19 protein-coding genes are annotated in these 15,102 nt (G+C 64.5%); 1 reads left to right on the forward strand and 18 read right to left on the reverse strand.

Going from position 1 to position 15,102, the window contains the following annotated elements; translation table 11 throughout:
• Window positions 1-4: 4 nt before the first annotated feature.
• The 6 genes from ASE64_RS06930 to ASE64_RS06955 all read right to left on the reverse strand — a co-directional run bounded on the left by ASE64_RS06930 (window position 5) and on the right by ASE64_RS06955 (window position 5,609).
• Complete coding sequence (locus ASE64_RS06930) at window positions 5-1,153, reverse strand: mannitol-1-phosphate 5-dehydrogenase (RefSeq protein ID WP_055778060.1); 1,149 nt, start codon at window positions 1,151-1,153, stop codon at window positions 5-7.
• Entirely contained in the window at window positions 1,150-1,587 is a 438-nt protein-coding gene (locus ASE64_RS06935) for a PTS sugar transporter subunit IIA (RefSeq protein ID WP_055778063.1), read from the reverse strand. The genes ASE64_RS06930 and ASE64_RS06935 overlap by 4 nt, the downstream gene beginning before the upstream one ends.
• 104 nt (window positions 1,588-1,691) lie before the next feature.
• The gene (locus ASE64_RS06940; RefSeq protein WP_055778066.1) at window positions 1,692-3,260 is read right to left on the reverse strand and encodes a PTS mannitol transporter subunit IICB; all 1,569 of its coding nucleotides are present in this window, start codon (window positions 3,258-3,260) and stop codon (window positions 1,692-1,694) included.
• 65 nt (window positions 3,261-3,325) lie between these two features.
• A complete protein-coding gene (ptsP, locus tag ASE64_RS06945; RefSeq protein WP_055779712.1) occupies window positions 3,326-4,978 on the reverse strand; it encodes a phosphoenolpyruvate--protein phosphotransferase in 1,653 nt (550 codons plus the stop codon).
• A gap of 5 nt (window positions 4,979-4,983) precedes the next feature.
• On the reverse strand, window positions 4,984-5,250 hold the full coding sequence (locus tag ASE64_RS06950) for an HPr family phosphocarrier protein (protein ID WP_055778069.1): 267 nt from the start codon (window positions 5,248-5,250) through the stop codon (window positions 4,984-4,986).
• Window positions 5,251-5,285: 35 nt separating this feature from the next.
• On the reverse strand, window positions 5,286-5,609 hold the full coding sequence (locus ASE64_RS06955; RefSeq protein ID WP_055778072.1) for a PTS sugar transporter subunit IIB: 324 nt from the start codon (window positions 5,607-5,609) through the stop codon (window positions 5,286-5,288).
• A gap of 159 nt (window positions 5,610-5,768) precedes the next feature.
• On the opposite strand from ASE64_RS06955, the gene ASE64_RS06960 reads away from it, so the two are divergent.
• Window positions 5,769-7,679, forward strand: a complete 1,911-nt coding sequence (locus ASE64_RS06960; protein WP_055778074.1) for a BglG family transcription antiterminator — start codon at window positions 5,769-5,771, stop codon at window positions 7,677-7,679.
• Window positions 7,680-7,750: 71 nt separating this feature from the next.
• Here ASE64_RS06960 and ASE64_RS06965 read toward each other — a convergent pair whose 3' ends face one another.
• The 12 genes from ASE64_RS06965 to rplX all read right to left on the reverse strand — a co-directional run bounded on the left by ASE64_RS06965 (window position 7,751) and on the right by rplX (window position 15,102).
• Window positions 7,751-8,038 (reverse strand): GIY-YIG nuclease family protein, encoded by a 288-nt coding sequence (locus ASE64_RS06965; RefSeq protein WP_055779716.1) that lies wholly within the window; start codon window positions 8,036-8,038, stop codon window positions 7,751-7,753.
• Window positions 8,039-8,206: 168 nt separating this feature from the next.
• The gene (gene map / locus ASE64_RS06970) at window positions 8,207-9,037 is read right to left on the reverse strand and encodes a type I methionyl aminopeptidase (protein ID WP_055778076.1); all 831 of its coding nucleotides are present in this window, start codon (window positions 9,035-9,037) and stop codon (window positions 8,207-8,209) included.
• Complete coding sequence (locus tag ASE64_RS06975; RefSeq protein ID WP_181035740.1) at window positions 9,034-9,630, reverse strand: adenylate kinase; 597 nt, start codon at window positions 9,628-9,630, stop codon at window positions 9,034-9,036. Before ASE64_RS06975 ends, map begins: the two co-directional genes overlap by 4 nt.
• Window positions 9,627-10,949: a preprotein translocase subunit SecY gene (gene secY, locus ASE64_RS06980; RefSeq protein WP_055778078.1), complete on the reverse strand. Its 1,323-nt coding sequence runs from the start codon at window positions 10,947-10,949 to the stop codon at window positions 9,627-9,629. Before secY ends, ASE64_RS06975 begins: the two co-directional genes overlap by 4 nt.
• Before the next feature lie 129 nt (window positions 10,950-11,078).
• Window positions 11,079-11,768 (reverse strand): 50S ribosomal protein L15, encoded by a 690-nt coding sequence (gene rplO, locus ASE64_RS06985; protein ID WP_055778079.1) that lies wholly within the window; start codon window positions 11,766-11,768, stop codon window positions 11,079-11,081.
• Window positions 11,768-11,953 (reverse strand): 50S ribosomal protein L30, encoded by a 186-nt coding sequence (gene rpmD / locus ASE64_RS06990; protein WP_044440029.1) that lies wholly within the window; start codon window positions 11,951-11,953, stop codon window positions 11,768-11,770. Before rpmD ends, rplO begins: the two co-directional genes overlap by 1 nt.
• Window positions 11,953-12,624: a 30S ribosomal protein S5 gene (rpsE, locus tag ASE64_RS06995; protein WP_268750572.1), complete on the reverse strand. Its 672-nt coding sequence runs from the start codon at window positions 12,622-12,624 to the stop codon at window positions 11,953-11,955. The genes rpmD and rpsE overlap by 1 nt, the downstream gene beginning before the upstream one ends.
• A gap of 29 nt (window positions 12,625-12,653) precedes the next feature.
• The gene (gene rplR, locus ASE64_RS07000; protein ID WP_055778086.1) at window positions 12,654-13,025 is read right to left on the reverse strand and encodes a 50S ribosomal protein L18; all 372 of its coding nucleotides are present in this window, start codon (window positions 13,023-13,025) and stop codon (window positions 12,654-12,656) included.
• Between the two features lie 2 nt (window positions 13,026-13,027).
• Complete coding sequence (rplF, locus tag ASE64_RS07005) at window positions 13,028-13,564, reverse strand: 50S ribosomal protein L6 (RefSeq protein ID WP_055778089.1); 537 nt, start codon at window positions 13,562-13,564, stop codon at window positions 13,028-13,030.
• A gap of 6 nt (window positions 13,565-13,570) precedes the next feature.
• Entirely contained in the window at window positions 13,571-13,969 is a 399-nt protein-coding gene (rpsH, locus tag ASE64_RS07010) for a 30S ribosomal protein S8 (RefSeq protein WP_044440024.1), read from the reverse strand.
• 183 nt (window positions 13,970-14,152) lie between these two features.
• Window positions 14,153-14,743: a 50S ribosomal protein L5 gene (gene rplE, locus ASE64_RS07015; protein WP_055778093.1), complete on the reverse strand. Its 591-nt coding sequence runs from the start codon at window positions 14,741-14,743 to the stop codon at window positions 14,153-14,155.
• Window positions 14,743-15,102 (reverse strand): 50S ribosomal protein L24, encoded by a 360-nt coding sequence (gene rplX / locus ASE64_RS07020; RefSeq protein ID WP_044440022.1) that lies wholly within the window; start codon window positions 15,100-15,102, stop codon window positions 14,743-14,745. Before rplX ends, rplE begins: the two co-directional genes overlap by 1 nt.

Here is a 15,102-nt window from a genome sequence, read left to right on the forward strand (position 1 = left end):
GCGACTAGCTCTTCTGCACCCGCTCGACGACGCGCACGACGTGGGCGTAGAGGGGGTGGGATGCGTCGAGCCCGGTCAGGTGTGACGTCGCCTCTTCGGCCGACGACGTGGCGAGCAGCTCCTTCAGCTCCACACTCTGCGCGTCTTCGGGCAGATCGAAGCGCAGCGCGGCGCCGATCGCGCCCAGCAGGGCCTCCGGCACGAGGCCGCGCTCGGCGAGCTCGGCCGCCGGGCCGATGAAGCGCTCGTGCCGGCCGAGCTTGCGCACGGGCTGCCGCCCGACGCGGGCAGGGGTGTCCGGCAAGAACGGGTTCGCGAAGCGTGTGAGATTCTTCTGCACATACGCCTCCTGCGCCTCGGGATCGAAGTCGTACTTGGCGATGAGCAGGGTCTTGGTCTCGTCGAGCACCGCGGCGACCCGGGCGAATACCTCCGGGCTGCGCATGGCGTCGGCCAGAGTGGACGCGCCCTCGAGGAACCCGAAGTACGCCGTCGTGGCGTGGCCCGTGTTCACGGTGAACAGCTTGCGCTCGATGTAGGGCGCCAGGTCGTCCACGAAGTGGGCTTCGGGGATCTCGGGCAGGTCGTCGCCGAACGGCGTCGCCTCGATGGCCCACTCGAAGAAGTCCTCGACGGTGACGTCGAGACCGGCGTCGGCCGCCTGTCCCGGAACGATGCGATCGACGGCCGTGTTGGCGAACACGGCTCTCGAGTCGAGTGCTGTCAGAGCCTCGTCATCGAGACCCGCGACGATCTCCTGCTTCAACAGGTCGGTGGCGTTGATGGCGTTCTCGCAGGCAATCACCGCCAGCGGCTTCAGGGCGTCATCGCGCTCGTTGATCGCACGGGCGATCAGCGGGGCGACGAAGCGCAGGATATTCGGGCCCACGGCCGTGGTGACGATGTCGGCCGACGCGATCTCGGACACGACGTCGGATTCGTTCGTCGCGGAGTTGAGTGCGCGGTAGTTGTCGACCGTCCAGGTCTTCGATGCCGCACCCACCTCGTGCACGCGATAACTCGGCGTCTCGGAGAGCGCGTCGATGAGCTCGGCGTTCACATCGGCGAAGACGACCTCGTAACCGGCATTGTGAAGGATGAGTCCAACGAATCCTCGGCCGATGTTGCCGGCACCGAAGTGGACCGCCTTCATTCGTTGACCTCGGAGAGCAGAGCGAAGAGTGCAGGGCCGTCAGGCGCATCCAGAAGCTTCTGGACCTCGTCGTCGTCGGAGAAGATGATGGCGATCTTCGAGAGGATGTCGAGGTGGCCGTTGTCCTTGCCGGCGATACCGACGACGAAGCGCACCTCGCTGCCCTCCCAGTCGAGCGGCGTCGCGTAGCGCACGAACGACAGACCCGAGTTCAGGATCGTGTCCTTGCCCTCGTTTGTTCCGTGGGGAATGGCCAGGAAGTTGCCCATGTAGGTCGAGACGCTCTTCTCGCGCTCGAGCATGTAGTCGACGTAGCCGTCGGTCACGGCGCCGGCGGCCACGAGAATGGATGCCGCTTCGCGGATCGCCTCCTCCTGCGTGGTGGCGGTGCCGTTGACGCTGATTGATTCGGGATCCAGTACTTTGTCGCTCATGACGTCCTCTTCGCTCGCTTCGTAACGCTTCGATTGTGTGGTTCCGGGTCCTCGTCCGCCGGAGCTGGGCTCCGACGGACGAGGACCCGGGATGAAGAAACAGGCTACGCCTGGTCCTGCGGGTGCTGGGCGGCGACCTGGTTCACGACCTCGTCGTACTTCGGGCTGTTCATGAAGTTGTCGACCGAGACGTGCTGGGCGTTCGGCGTCTTCTGCCGGGCCCTGTCGGTGAGCTCCTTCTGCGTGATCACGAGGTCGACGTCGTCGGTCAGGTTCGCGATGGCGAGGTTCTTGACCGATACGTCGGTGATGCCCGCCTTCTTGAGCTTGTTCCGCAGAACGGAGGCTCCCATGGCGCTCGATCCCATTCCCGCGTCGCAGGCGAACACGATGTTCTCCAGCTTCGCGGCAGTCGCCACTCCACCGGCCGTGGTCGCGGAGGTGCTCGCGTCCGTGCCCAGGAGGGATCCGACGCGGCTCTCGCCGCCCTTGTTCGCAGCGTTCGCCGCGAGGGCTGCGCCCAGGGCGTCCTCACCTGCGGCCTCAGCTGCGAGGTCCTTCTTGCGGCTCGCCCGGAGGATGATCATCGAGACGAAGAACGTGACCGCCGCCGACAGGATGACCGACAGCGCGACGCCGAGGTAGCTGTCCGATGCGGTCTGCGCGAAGATCGCGATGATGCTTCCCGGGGCCGCAGGAGCACGGAGGCCCGAGTCCATCAGCATGTTGGTGGTGACACCGGTCATGCCACCCGCGATGAGGGCGATGATCAGGGTCGGCTTCATCAGGGCGTACGGGAAGTAGATCTCGTGGATGCCGCCGAAGAACTGGATGATCGCGGCTCCGGGAGCGGAGGCGCGAGCCGCGCCGATTCCGAAGACGACGAACGCGAGCAGCAGGCCGACACCGGGGCCGGGGTTCGCCTCGAGCAGGAACAGGATCGACTTGTGGCTCTCGCCGGCGGCCTGTTCGATGCCGAGCGGGGTCAGGACCCCGTGGTTGATCGCGTTGTTCAGGAAGAACACCTTGGCCGGCTCGATGATGATGCTCGTGAGCGGCAGCAGGTTCGTGTCGACGAGCCATCCGACGGCGCCGCTCAGCAGCGACATGATGCCGTTGATGACGTAGGCCACCGGGTAGAACCCGATGATCAGCAGGATGAAGCCCCAGATTCCGGCCGAGAACATGTTGACCAGCATCTCGAAGCCGGGACGGATCTTGCCTTCCCACAGGCCGTCGAGCCACTTCATCGAGTACGCGGCGATCGGAGCCATGATCATTGCGCCGATGAACATGTGCACCTGTCCGAGCTCGGATGCATCCGGGTTCTCAGCCAGTGCGGCGGCGTTGATCTGCGCGATCAGGTAGTCCGATCCGCCGATGACACCCATCAGGGCGATCGAGGCGACGACACCACCGCGAACCTGGTAGATCATGTGGCCGCCCGTGTAGGCGATCAGGATCGGCAGGAGGTAGTGGATGAACGGCCCGACGATGGTCGCGAGCTGTTCGTTCGGAAGCCAGCCGACATCGATGAAGAGGGCCGTCAGCAGGCCCCACGCGATGAGTGCGGGAATGTTGGGCATGATCATGCCCGAGAGGAATGTGCCGAACCGCTGAACGCGGACGCGGGCACCTCCCGAGGTAGCGGCGGGGGCTGACGTCGTCGTCATGAGTGTTTCTCCTTGTTTCTGTGTTGAGGGAGTGTGATCAGGTGGGGTGTGGTGCGGGTGTTACGTCAGGAGGACGCGCTGGCGGACACCGCGGCGCGGGCCTCCATCGCGCTGTTCGCCTTGAGAGCGAGTTCGGCGAAGTGCTGCGCCTGCTCGATCGTGTAGAGACGCAGTTCGGCGCGCACGTCCGCGAGCGCGGCGGGCGACATCGAGAGGCTCGTGGCTCCGAGGCCGACGAGGACGACCGCGAGGAGCGGGTCGGCCGCGGCCTCACCGCAGATCCCGACGGGCTTGCCCAGCGCGGCTCCGGCCTTGCCGACCTCGCCCACGAGCCGCAGCACAGCGGGATGCCACGGGTCCTGGAACGAGGCGACGCTCCCGAGGAGACGGTCGGCGGCCAGTGTGTACTGCGTCAGGTCGTTCGTTCCGATCGACGCGAAGTCGGCGTCGACGAGGATGCGATCGGCCAGCAGGGCAGACGACGGCACCTCGATCATGACACCGGCCGTCTTCAGACCGATCTCTCGCGCGATGCTCGTGAAGTACCGGGTCTCCTCGAGGGTCGACACCATCGGCGCCATCACCCAGACGTCGGCGGTGTTCTCGGCTTCGGCATTGCGGATGGCGGTGAGCTGGTCGCGCAGGATCTGCTCATTCGCCCGCAGAGCTCGCAGACCACGAAGGCCGAGCGCCGGGTTCTCTTCCGGAGCGTCGTTCAAGAAGCTGAGCGGCTTGTCGGCTCCCGCGTCCAGCGCGCGGACCACGACCTTCTTGCCCGGGAACGCGGCGAAGAGCGCGGAGTACTGAGACTGTTGCTCCTCGACGGTCGGCGCCTGCGCCGAGTCGAGGAACAGGAACTCGGTGCGGAACAGGCCGACGCCCTCGGCGCCGAGCTCCACGGCTTCTTCCGCTCCACCCGCCGATCCGAGGTTCGCCAGCAGAGGGATCTCGGTATCGTCGGCGAGGCGCCCGGGACCCACCGGCGCGTTGGCCAGGGAGGCGCGCTCCTGAATGGCCATCTTTGCCGCGAAGCGCTCGTCCTCGTCCGGGTCGACCGTGATGATTCCGGTCGACGCGTCCACGATGACGGTCGTGCCGTTGGCGATGTCGAGAGCCCCTGCCACACCGACCGCGGCGACGATCGACTTCTCACGAGCGAGGATCGCCGTGTGCGACGTGGGGCCGCCGTCGCTCGTGATCAGACCCAGCACCTTGTCGAGATTGAGAAGGGCGGTATCGGCCGGAGCGAGGTCGCGCGCGACGAGAACGAACTGGTGATCGGGGTCCGGCACGCCGGGCGCCTCGACTCCCTGAAGCTGAGCGACGACGCGCTGAGAGACGTCGTCGAGGTCGGTCGCGCGCTCGCCCATGTAGCCGCCCATGCTCACGAGCAGATCGCGGAAGCTCGCGAAGGCCTCGAACACCGCGCGCTCGGCGGTCTTGCCCGAGTCGATACGGGCCTTGACATCGTCGCTGAGCGTCGGGTCCTCGGCCATGAACGCCTGGGCCTCGAGCACGTCTTTGGCGGATCCGCCGGCACGCTCTCCACGAGCCCGGATACCTGCGGCCGTCGCGGCCAGCGCGACCGCGGCGCGCTCCTTCTCGGCATCGACGCTCAACGTCGACGGCGCATCCTGCGGCTCGGGCAGCGGAGCCGGCATCTGCAGCACCGTTCCCATCGCCATGCCGCGGCCGATTCCGACTCCCTGGTACGTCATGGCGCTCACGCGGCGTCGTGGTCGGTGGTGAGCAGCGCGGCGAGTTCGTCGAGAACCGCATCGGCGTCGTCGCCCTCGACAGACAGCACAACGTCGTCGTTGTGGTCGATGCCGAGCGAGATCACGCCGAGGATGCTGGCGGCGTTCACGGACTTGTCGCCCTTGGACAGCTGCACGGGAACTCCGGCCTTGGCCGCAGCCTGCGTGAAGATCGACGCCGGACGCGCGTGCAGCCCGTGGGTCGAGGCGATGGTGACAGTGCGTTCAGCCATGATTTCTCCTTGATATTTCGTGGTTCGGTGGTGGGTCACGACGAGCGGGTGCGAAGCGCAGGACTGCTCAGCACGAGGTCGAGCGCCGTGTCTTCTCCGCCCGCGCCGAAGACGGTGTCGGGCAGGAGGGCACTTGCCGCGCCCTGCGTTTCGGCGAGGATCGAGAGTTCATCGAACTGCGCCGCGAGGTGGGGGCCCACCAGCAGCACGTCGATGTCGTCGAGGCGTTCCGAGAGCCCTATGGTGCTGGATGCCGACAGGGTCACATCGATGTCACGACCGCGTGCGGCGGCCCGAATGCGATGGGCCAGAAAAGTACTCGATGCACCGGCACCGCAGACAACCAGAACTCTGTGCATCTCTCGCCTCCTTGCGATCTACGTCCAATACTCTCGGAGAAGTCGCGGCTTCGCGCCCGGTTGCGCCGCAGAAAAGTTTCCGCAGGGGAGGAAGCGAGCCCGTGGCAATTAGTCTGGAGGGGCCCGGGATGGTTGACTCAGGTCGGGAGCGACCAGCACATGAATGAGAAGTACGAACGGCTTTTGGACTATCTGTCCCAAGCCGACGGCTGGGTGACCGCCGCGGAGCTGGCCGACAAGCTCGGCGTCACGAGCCGAAGCGTGCGCAGTTACGTCACGGCCGCTAAGAGCGCATCCCACCCGCACGAGACGATCCAGTCGGGCGTGCTCGGGTATCGTGTCGACCGCGACGCCCTGAGTGTCTTCCGTGCTGAGGGTCGGCCTGCCGAGCCCGAGACGCCCCGCGATCGCATCTACCAGCTCGTGCGTCTGCTCGGCAACGCGCCGGAGGGCCTCGACGCCCGCAGCATGGCGACTCGTCTCTTCGTCAGCGACTCGACCCTGGAGCAGGACCTGCGCAAGGTCAAGCTGCTCGTCGAGGCAGATGACCTGTCACTGGTGAGGCGCGACAATCTCGTATCGATCGTGGGCTCGGAGGCGAACCATCGTCGGCTGCTCAGCCGCATGTTCCGCGAGGAGAGCGCGCAGGGATTTCTCGAACTCGAGCGAGTGCAACGCGAGTTCGAGTCCGAGGACCTGGGCAGCTTCAAGACCGAGTTGATCGAGATGCTCGATGCACACGGGTACTTCGTCAACGAGTACGGCGTGAACAACGTGCTTCTGCACCTGATGATCGCTCTCGAGAGGCAGGACCGTGAGCAGCCGGACCTGCCACTCGTTGCGGCCGGCCCGCGCGTAGCAGAGATCGCCTCGGCGCTCTCGGGTCTCGTCGTGGAGCATTTCGCGGTGTCGCTCAGTGCCCCCGATCTCGACTACCTCGCCGTGCTCCTGACCACCAGGGTCGTGACGCCCGGACATGACGAGTCGACGAAGCAGGTGGTCGAGAACTACGTCGACGCGGATGTGCTCGCCACCGTGCGCGATATCGTCGCGCTCGTGCACCAGGAGTACCTCATCGACCTCGCCGATGAGGAGTTCATGGTGCGGCTCTCGCTCCACGTGCGCAACCTCGTCGCCCGGGCGAACGACAACGCGTACTCGGTGAATCCCCTGACCCGCTCCATGAAGACGTCCTATCCGATGACCTACGAGCTCTCGGTGTTCATCGCGAGCCAGCTTCAGCGTCGAGCGGGAATCCACATCAACGACGACGAGATCGCGTTCATCGCGCTGCACGTCGGTTCCTTCTTGGAACGCAAGCAGCGTCGGGGCGACCGACTGCGCTGTGCAGTGGTCTGCCCCAACTACTACGACATGCACGAGATGTTGGCCGAGCGCGTCACGAGGGCGCTGGGCGACGAGCTCGACGTCGCGATCGTCATCACCCGCACCGATGTCGATTGGGCGGAACTCGACGCCGATATCGTGCTCTCCACGATCGCCTCTCGTACTCCGCGCGAGAACGAGGTCGTCATCCAGCCGTTCTTGACCGACGGCGATGTCGAGAACGTGCGCCGAGCCATCAGCCGCGTGCGCCGCCATGCCCGTCGCATCAAGATCAAAGACGACCTGCTGCTGTACTTCGACGAGGCGCTCTTCTTCAGGGAACTGCACGTGTCGGGCGAGGTGGAGATGATCGAGACGCTCGGCCGCCGCATGATGGAGCACGGCGTGATCGATCGCTCCTACGTCGACGGGGCCATCGAACGCGAACTCATGTCGTCGACCGCGTTCACCGACAGCATCGCGGTGCCCCACGCCATGGCGATGACGGCCAACCGCACCTCGATCGCCATCGTCGTCAACGACTCGGCGATGGCATGGGGCGAGAACCGAGTGAACGTCATCGCGTTCATCGCCTTCGCCGCCACGGGTCGGACCTCGTTCCAGGAGGTCTTCGATCAGTTCGTCGAGGTCTTCTCCGACAGGGAGGACGTGCAGCGCATCATCAAGCGCGCCGTCGACTTCCCGAGCTTCATCGACGAGCTCGTGCACATCATGGACAAGTAGCGGCAGCTACGTCCGAGCCCGTCGAAGGTACACCGTTCCCTGAGCCTGTCGAAGGGACAACGTGCTCCTCATCACTTGGCGGGTCGGCTTCCGCGGGCAAGCCCCGGCAAATGGCCCCACCTTCCCTCGATCAAAGCCTTCTTCTTCGCTCGGCTCCAACCCTGCACTTGCTTCTCCCGCGCAAAAGCAACGCTGACTTCGTCTGAATACTCCGAGTGAACCAGCCGCACAGGAAGACGCTTGCGAGTGAAGTTCGCGCCGAGGCCGTTGTTATGTTCCCAGATCCGCTTCTCCAGATCCCACGTACTGCCAACGTAGTAGGCACCATCGGCGCACTCGAGGATGTAGATGTATGGCATGCGAGCGAGTCTGGCGCAACTGCGATGGGGCTCGCAGAAGTTCTCCACAGGCCCCCTGGCTGAGTTCCTGGACGAGAGCGTCATTCAAGCCCCCGAGTGCCCAGGCGACGAACGCCCTTCGACAGGCTCAGGGAGCGGATCGTTCTACGCTCCCTAGCCGACCGGCAGCTACGGGATGGGGACGGGCGTGACTCCGAACGGTGCCAGGCCTGCTGCGCCGCCATCGTGTGCCGTCGTCACCCAGATGCCGTCGGCGTGCACGGCGACGGAGTGCTCCCAGTGCGCAGCCACGCTGGCATCGTCGGTCGCCACGGTCCAGTCGTCATCTCGCACATAGGTCTCGATCGATCCGAGGGTCACCATCGGCTCGATGGCGACGACCAGGCCGGGCTTGACATCCGGGCCCTTGGCTCGCACCCGGTAGTTGAAGACGGGAGGGGCCTCGTGCATGCTGCGCCCGATGCCGTGACCGATGTAATCCGTGACGATTCCGAACGTGCCCTGAGCCTCGATGTACTCCTCGATCGCCTCGCCGACCTCGTTCAGGTGGCGTGCCGTGCTGAGACGAGCGATACCCGCCCACAGCGAGCCCTCCGTCACATCGGAGAGGCGCTGGCGCTCGGCGACGAGTTCGGGCCGCGACTCGTCGGGGATCACCACGGTGAACGCAGAATCGCCGTTCCAGCCCTCTACCTCTGCACCGTTGTCGATCGACACGATGTCACCCGGCTGCAGGATGCGATCGCCCGGTATCCCGTGGACCACATCGTCGTTGACCGACGCGCAGATCGTGTGACGGTACCCCGGCACGAGCTTGAAGTTCGACACTCCCCCGGCCTCGACGATCACACGCTCGGCGATCGTGTCGAGCTCGAGCGTGCTGATGCCCGGGCGGATCGCCGCGCGGACCGCATCGAGCGACGAAGCCGTGACCAGGCCCGGACGCACCATGAGCCGAAGCTCTTCGGGCGTCTTGTAGATGTTCTTGCGAAAACTCATCGAGAGGCGAGTGCCGTGACGATGCGCTCGGTGACCTCGTCGACCTCGCCCAACGCATCGACGGCGACGACGAGCCCGCGGCCCGCATAGACATCGATCAACGGAGCGGTCTGGTCGGCGTAGACCTCTTGGCGGTGTCGCAGGACCTCTTCGGTGTCGTCTGCACGACCTTCGACGAGGGCGCGCTTGCGAAGACGCTCCACCACCTCGTCGACATCGGCGACGAGCTGAACGACCGCGTCGAGCCGTGCGTGCGCTTTGTCGAGGATGCGGTCGAGCTCATCGACCTGCTCCGTCGTACGAGGGTAGCCGTCGAGCAGGAATCCGCCCTCGACATCGGGCTGCAGAAGCCGGTCTCGCACCAGGTCATTGGTCAGCGAGTCGGGAACATACGAGCCCGCCTCGACCAACGCCTGCACCTTCTTGCCCAGTTCGGTGCCCTCTTTGATGTTGGCTCGGAAGATGTCGCCGGTCGAGATCGCAGGAATACCGTAGATCTGCGCGAGCTTGGCCGCCTGAGTGCCCTTGCCTGCCCCGGGAGGACCTATGATCAACAGCCGCACGGTTCCCGCGAGCGTGTCGACCGAGGTCATCGCAGCAGGCCTTCGTAGTGACGTTGCTGCAGCTGCGAGTCGATCTGCTTGACCGTCTCGAGTCCGACGCCGACCACGATCAGGATCGAAGCTCCACCGAAGGGGAAGTTCGATGTGGCGCCGACCAGGGCGAGCGCCACCAAGGGAATCAGGGCGATCAGACCCAGGTAGATCGAGCCGGGCAGGGTGACACGGGTCAGCACATAGTCGAGGTACTCGGCGGTGGGACGACCGGCGCGGATGCCGGGGATGAAGCCGCCGTACTTCTTCATGTTGTCGGCGACCTCTTCAGGGTTGAAGGTGATCGCAACATAGAAGTAGGTGAATCCGACGATGAGCAGGAAGTACAGGATCATGTAGAGCGGGTGATCGCCCTTGGTGAGGTAGTTCGTGACCCACGTGACCCAGGGAGCAGGCGACTGGCCGGCCGCCGGCTGGTTGAACTGGGCGATAAGCGCCGGCAGGTACAACAGCGACGAAGCGAAGATGACCGGCACGACACCCGCCATGTTGACCTTGATCGGGATGTACGTGTTGTTGCCGCCGTAGGTTCGCCTGCCGACCATGCGTTTGGCGTACTGCACGGGGATGCGCCTCTGCGATTGCTCGACGAAGACGACCGCCGCGACGATCACTAGACCGACGGCTATCACGAGGAGGAACGTCTCGAAGCCCTTCGCCTGCGCGATGCTCCACAGCGACGTGGGGAACTGAGCGGCGATCGACGTGAAGATGAGCAGCGACATGCCGTTGCCGATGCCGCGCTCGGTGATGAGCTCGCCCATCCACATGATGAGGCCGGTACCGGCGGTCATGGTGATGACCATCAGCATGATCGCGTACCAGGCGTCGTCGGTGATGAGTTGAGTACACTCCGCCACCGTCGTCGTGCCGAAGAGAGCGCCGGAACGAGCGACGGTGATCAGCGTCGTCGATTGCAGCACAGCCAGTGCGATGGTCAGGTAGCGCGTGTACTGCGTGAGCTTGGACTGTCCGGCCTGACCCTCCTTGTGGAGTGTCTCGAAGTGCGGGATGACCACGCGGAGCAGCTGGGTGATGATCGATGCCGTGATGTACGGCATGATGCCCAGCGCGAAGATGCTCAATTGCAGGAGTGCGCCACCCGAGAAGAGGTTGACGAGCTCGTAGAGGCCCGAGGTGTTTTGGTTCGCAGCGAGGCACAACTGCACGTTTCCGAAGTCCACGAATGGAGCGGGGATGAAAGATCCCAGACGGAACAGCGCGACGATGCCGAGCGTGAACCCGATCTTCCGGCGGAGATCCGGGGTGCGGAAGATCCGCGCGACGGCTCTAAACAAAAAATGCCTCCTGCTATTTGGCGAAAGTGATGGCGAGAAAGCCCCCGGCAGACTCAGGGAGTCTATCGGGGGCTCTCGTCGAAACCGTAGCGCGTGAGCGAGGTATCACTCACCGCACCGGAAGGTGCGTTACTTTACGGAGCCACCGGCGGCAACGATCTTCTGTTCGGCTGAACCGGAGACCTTGTCGACTGCAACGTTCAGCTTAACCGTAATGTCGCCCTGTCCGAGAACTTTGACCTTCTCGTTGTTGCGTACGGCACCCTTGGCGACGAGGTCGCTGATGGTGACCTCTCCGCCGGACGGGTAGAGCTCGGCGAGCTTCTCGAGGTTGACGACCTGGTACTCGACGCGGAACGGGTTCTTGAACCCGCGCAGCTTCGGCGTACGCATGTGCAGAGGCATCTGCCCACCTTCGAACCCGACGCGCACCTGGTAACGAGCCTTCGTTCCCTTGGTTCCACGACCGGCGGTCTTACCCTTCGATCCCTCACCACGGCCGACGCGCGTGCGCGCCTTCTTGGCGCCGGGCGCGGGGCGGAGGTGATGGACCTTGAGAACCTGCTCGCGGGGAGCGGCTTCCTCGGTCTTCTCAGCCTTCGGTGCGGCCTTCGCCGTTGCCTTGGGAGCGGCTGCAGCCGATTCGGCCTTCTCAGCCTTGGGGGCTGCGGCCTTCTTCGGAGCAGCAGCCTTCTCCGCCTTGGGGGCGGCCTCGGACTTCGCGGCCTTGGGGGCCTTCGCTGCGGTCTCTGCCTTGGGAGCAGCGGCCTTCTTCGGAGCAGCCTTGGCGGCTGTCTCCTTCTTAGCTTCTTCAGCCATTAGTCAATCTCCTCAACCTTCACCAGGTGAGCGACGGTGTTGACGTAGCCACGGTTCTGCGAGTTGTCCTCGCGGATCGTGACATCGCCGATGCGCTTGAGTCCCAGGCTGCGAAGGGTATCGCGCTGGTACTGCTTCTCACTGACTTTGGACTTGATCTGGGTTACCTTGAGGCGCGCGGCCATCATGCACCTGCCTTCGCAGTTGCCGCGGCCTCGCGAAGCGCTGCCTCGGTGCGGAGCAGACGGGCCGGAGCCACGTCTTCGTAGGAAAGGCCACGACGTGCTGCGACGGCGCGGGGCTCCTCGAGCATCTTCAGAGCCTCGACGGTCGCGTGCACGATGTTGATCGTGTTCGACGAACCGAGCGACTTCGAGAGGACGTCGTGGATGCCGGCGCACTCGAGCACGGCGCGAACGGGACCACCTGCGATAACACCGGTACCTGCGGCCGCGGGACGAAGGAGAACGACGCCTGCGGCAGCCTCTCCCTGAACCGGGTGCGGGATGGTGTTGCCGACGCGGGGAACGCGGAAGAAGTTCTTCTTGGCTTCTTCGACGCCCTTCGAGATGGCGGTGGGAACCTCGCGTGCCTTGCCGTAGCCGACGCCGACGAGTCCGTTGCCGTCTCCGACGACGACCAGAGCGGTGAAGCTGAAGCGACGACCACCCTTGACGACCTTCGAGACACGGTTGATCGTGACGACACGCTCGAGGAACTGGCTCTTGTCGGCGTCACGGCTGCCGCGGTCTCCGCGGTTGGGGTTGCGCTCACGGCCTCCGCGACGAGCCTCGCGGGGCTCGGTCTGGTTTGCCTCCGTCGATGCGGCGGTCTCTACCGGGGCTTCAACAGCCACAGCGTTCTCCTTAGTAGTGTTTTCGGTGCTCACAGGTTCAGCCCACCTTCACGAGCGCCCTCGGCGATAGCCGCAACGCGTCCTGCGTAACGGTTTCCGCCGCGGTCGAAGACGACTGCTTCGATGCCGGCTGACTTGGCACGCTCGGCGACGAGCTCGCCGACCTTGCGGGCCTTGGCCGTCTTGTCGCCATCGAACGAACGCATGTCGACCTCGAGGGTCGATGCCGACGCCAGGGTGTGACCCAGTGCGTCATCGACGACCTGCACGAAGACGTGACGAGCCGATCGAGACACGACGAGACGGGGGCGGAGGGCAGTGCCCTCGACCTTCTTGCGGAGACGGTCGTGCCGGCGCGAACGCGCAGCAGACTTGCTCTTTCCTCTAGTTCCGAGACCCATGGTTACTTACCACTCTTTCCGGCCTTGCGGCGAACGACCTCGCCGGCGTAACGCACACCCTTGCCCTTGTAGGGCTCAGGCTTGCGCAACTTACGAATGTTTGCGGCAACCTCACCGACGGCCTGCTTGTCGATTCCGGTGACCGTGAGCTTGTTGACGCCTTCGACCGAGAAGCTGATGCCCGCGGGCGGCTCGACGGTGATGGGGTGCGAGTAGCCGAGCGCGAACTCGACGCCAGCGCCCTTGGCTGCAACGCGGTAACCGGTTCCGACGACCTCGAGGCTCTTGGAGTAGCCCTCGGTGACACCGATGATCTGGTTGGCGATCAGGGTACGGGTAAGACCGTGCAGCGAACGCGACTCGCGCTCGTCGTCGGGACGGGTGACCAGAACCTGGCCATCCTCGATCTTGACCTCGATGGGACTTGCAACGGTGAGCGCGAGCTCACCCTTCGGTCCCTTGACGGCGACGGCCTGGCCGTCGATCTTTACTTCGACCCCCGTGGGGATCTCAATGGGAAGTCGTCCAATACGTGACATCAGTGATCACCAAACGTAGGCGAGGACTTCCCCACCTACGCCCTTCTTGGAAGCCTGGCGGTCTGTGAGCAGACCGGAGGAAGTCGAGAGGATTGCAACGCCGAGGCCGCCGAGAACCGTGGGGATCTCCGTCGACTTCGCGTAGACCCGGAGGCCCGGCTTCGACACGCGCTTGATGCCCGCAATGGAGCGTTCGCGGTTCGGTCCGAACTTCAGGGAGAGCGTCAGGGTCTTGCCGACCTCTGCGTCTTTGACGTCCCACGCCGAGATGTAACCTTCGGCTTTGAGGATGTCTGCGATGTGAGACTTGAGCTTCGAGTGCGGCATGGACACGGTGTCGTGATATGCCGAGTTCGCGTTGCGCAGTCTGGTCAGCATGTCTGCGACCGGATCTGTCATTGTCATTGTGTGGTGCCTTTCGCCTGGTTTCGACACCCTTTACGAAGGTGCCGACCTTTGGTGGTGAACTCCGCAAAACCTGCGGAGCTTTTCGCTGCATGCGTTACGCCTGGGCCGTGAGACACGGCCCAGGCGAAACGGCAAACAACAAAGCTTATCCCACGCGGTCGGAAACCGCGCGGGACGAGACTATGCGCGGGTGTTGTCCGCGTTACGGAACGGGAAACCGAGCGCCTTGAGCAGCGCGCGACCCTCGTCATCGTTCTTGGCGGTCGTGACGACGGTGATGTCGAAGCCACGAACGCGGTCGATCTTGTCCTGGTCGATCTCGTGGAACATCGACTGCTCGGTCAGACCGAACGTGTAGTTGCCGCGTCCGTCGAACTGCTTGTCGCTGAGACCACGGAAGTCGCGGATACGGGGAAGCGCGAGCGACAGCAGGCGGTCGAGGAACTCCCAGGCGCGGTCGCCACGAAGCGTGACGTGTGCACCGATGGGCTGGCCCTCGCGCAGCTTGAACTGAGCGATCGACTTGCGGGCGAGCGTGACCTGCGGCTTCTGGCCGGTGATCGCGGTGAGGTCCTTGACGGCCCCATCGATGATCTTGCCGTCGCGGGCGGCCTCGCCGACACCGGTGTTGACCACGATCTTCACGAGCCCGGGCACCTGGTGCACGTTCGTGAAGCCGAACTCCTCCTGGAGCTGCTTCGAGATCTCGGAGCGGTACTTCTGCTTGAGACGGGGCTGGATTTTGCCAGACACCACTGCAGTATCGGTCATTACAGGTCCTTACCTGACTTCTTGGCGTAACGGATGCGGACCGTCTTGGTGACGCCGTCCTTCGTTACCTCTTCGGTGCGGAAACCGACGCGGGTCGGCTTCTTGGTCTCGGGATCGACGATCGCGACGTTCGACACGTGGATCGGGGCCTCGTGGGTCTCGATGCCGCCGGTCTTCGTGCCGCGCTGCGTCTGTCCGACGCGGACGTGCTTCGTGATGAAGTTCACGCCCTCGACGACGACGCGGTTCTTCTCGACGAGTACCTCGAGAACGCGACCCTGCTTGCCGCGGTCTCCGCCGCGGGCCTGGGTCGCGCCCGTGATGACCTGAACCAGGTCACCCTTCTTGATGTTTGCCAT

Origin of the sequence: Agreia sp. Leaf210, assembly GCF_001421485.1 — a bacterium.
In the GTDB taxonomy this organism is placed as follows: domain Bacteria; phylum Actinomycetota; class Actinomycetes; order Actinomycetales; family Microbacteriaceae; genus Agreia.

Excerpts from the sequence above, each read along its gene's own strand:
- rplF (WP_055778089.1), bottom strand. The coding sequence starts at position 13,564 with ATGTCACGTATTGGACGACTTCCCATTGAGATCCCCACGGGGGTCGAA.
- rplE (WP_055778093.1), bottom strand. The coding sequence starts at position 14,743 with ATGACCGATACTGCAGTGGTGTCTGGCAAAATCCAGCCCCGTCTCAAG.
- ASE64_RS06955 (WP_055778072.1), bottom strand. The coding sequence starts at position 5,609 with ATGCACAGAGTTCTGGTTGTCTGCGGTGCCGGTGCATCGAGTACTTTT.
- ASE64_RS06950 (WP_055778069.1), bottom strand. The coding sequence starts at position 5,250 with ATGGCTGAACGCACTGTCACCATCGCCTCGACCCACGGGCTGCACGCG.
- rplR (WP_055778086.1), bottom strand. The coding sequence starts at position 13,025 with ATGGGTCTCGGAACTAGAGGAAAGAGCAAGTCTGCTGCGCGTTCGCGC.
- rplX (WP_044440022.1), bottom strand. The coding sequence starts at position 15,102 with ATGGCAAACATCAAGAAGGGTGACCTGGTTCAGGTCATCACGGGCGCG.
- map (WP_055778076.1), bottom strand. The coding sequence starts at position 9,037 with ATGAGTTTTCGCAAGAACATCTACAAGACGCCCGAAGAGCTTCGGCTC.
- rpmD (WP_044440029.1), bottom strand. The coding sequence starts at position 11,953 with ATGGCCGCGCGCCTCAAGGTAACCCAGATCAAGTCCAAAGTCAGTGAG.
- ASE64_RS06935 (WP_055778063.1), bottom strand. The coding sequence starts at position 1,587 with ATGAGCGACAAAGTACTGGATCCCGAATCAATCAGCGTCAACGGCACC.
- rpsH (WP_044440024.1), bottom strand. The coding sequence starts at position 13,969 with ATGACAATGACAGATCCGGTCGCAGACATGCTGACCAGACTGCGCAAC.
- ASE64_RS06960 (WP_055778074.1), top strand. The coding sequence starts at position 5,769 with ATGAATGAGAAGTACGAACGGCTTTTGGACTATCTGTCCCAAGCCGAC.
- ASE64_RS06940 (WP_055778066.1), bottom strand. The coding sequence starts at position 3,260 with ATGACGACGACGTCAGCCCCCGCCGCTACCTCGGGAGGTGCCCGCGTC.
- rplO (WP_055778079.1), bottom strand. The coding sequence starts at position 11,768 with ATGGCTGAAGAAGCTAAGAAGGAGACAGCCGCCAAGGCTGCTCCGAAG.
- ASE64_RS06965 (WP_055779716.1), bottom strand. The coding sequence starts at position 8,038 with ATGCCATACATCTACATCCTCGAGTGCGCCGATGGTGCCTACTACGTT.
- ASE64_RS06975 (WP_181035740.1), bottom strand. The coding sequence starts at position 9,630 with ATGACCTCGGTCGACACGCTCGCGGGAACCGTGCGGCTGTTGATCATA.
- ptsP (WP_055779712.1), bottom strand. The coding sequence starts at position 4,978 with ATGACGTACCAGGGAGTCGGAATCGGCCGCGGCATGGCGATGGGAACG.
- ASE64_RS06930 (WP_055778060.1), bottom strand. The coding sequence starts at position 1,153 with ATGAAGGCGGTCCACTTCGGTGCCGGCAACATCGGCCGAGGATTCGTT.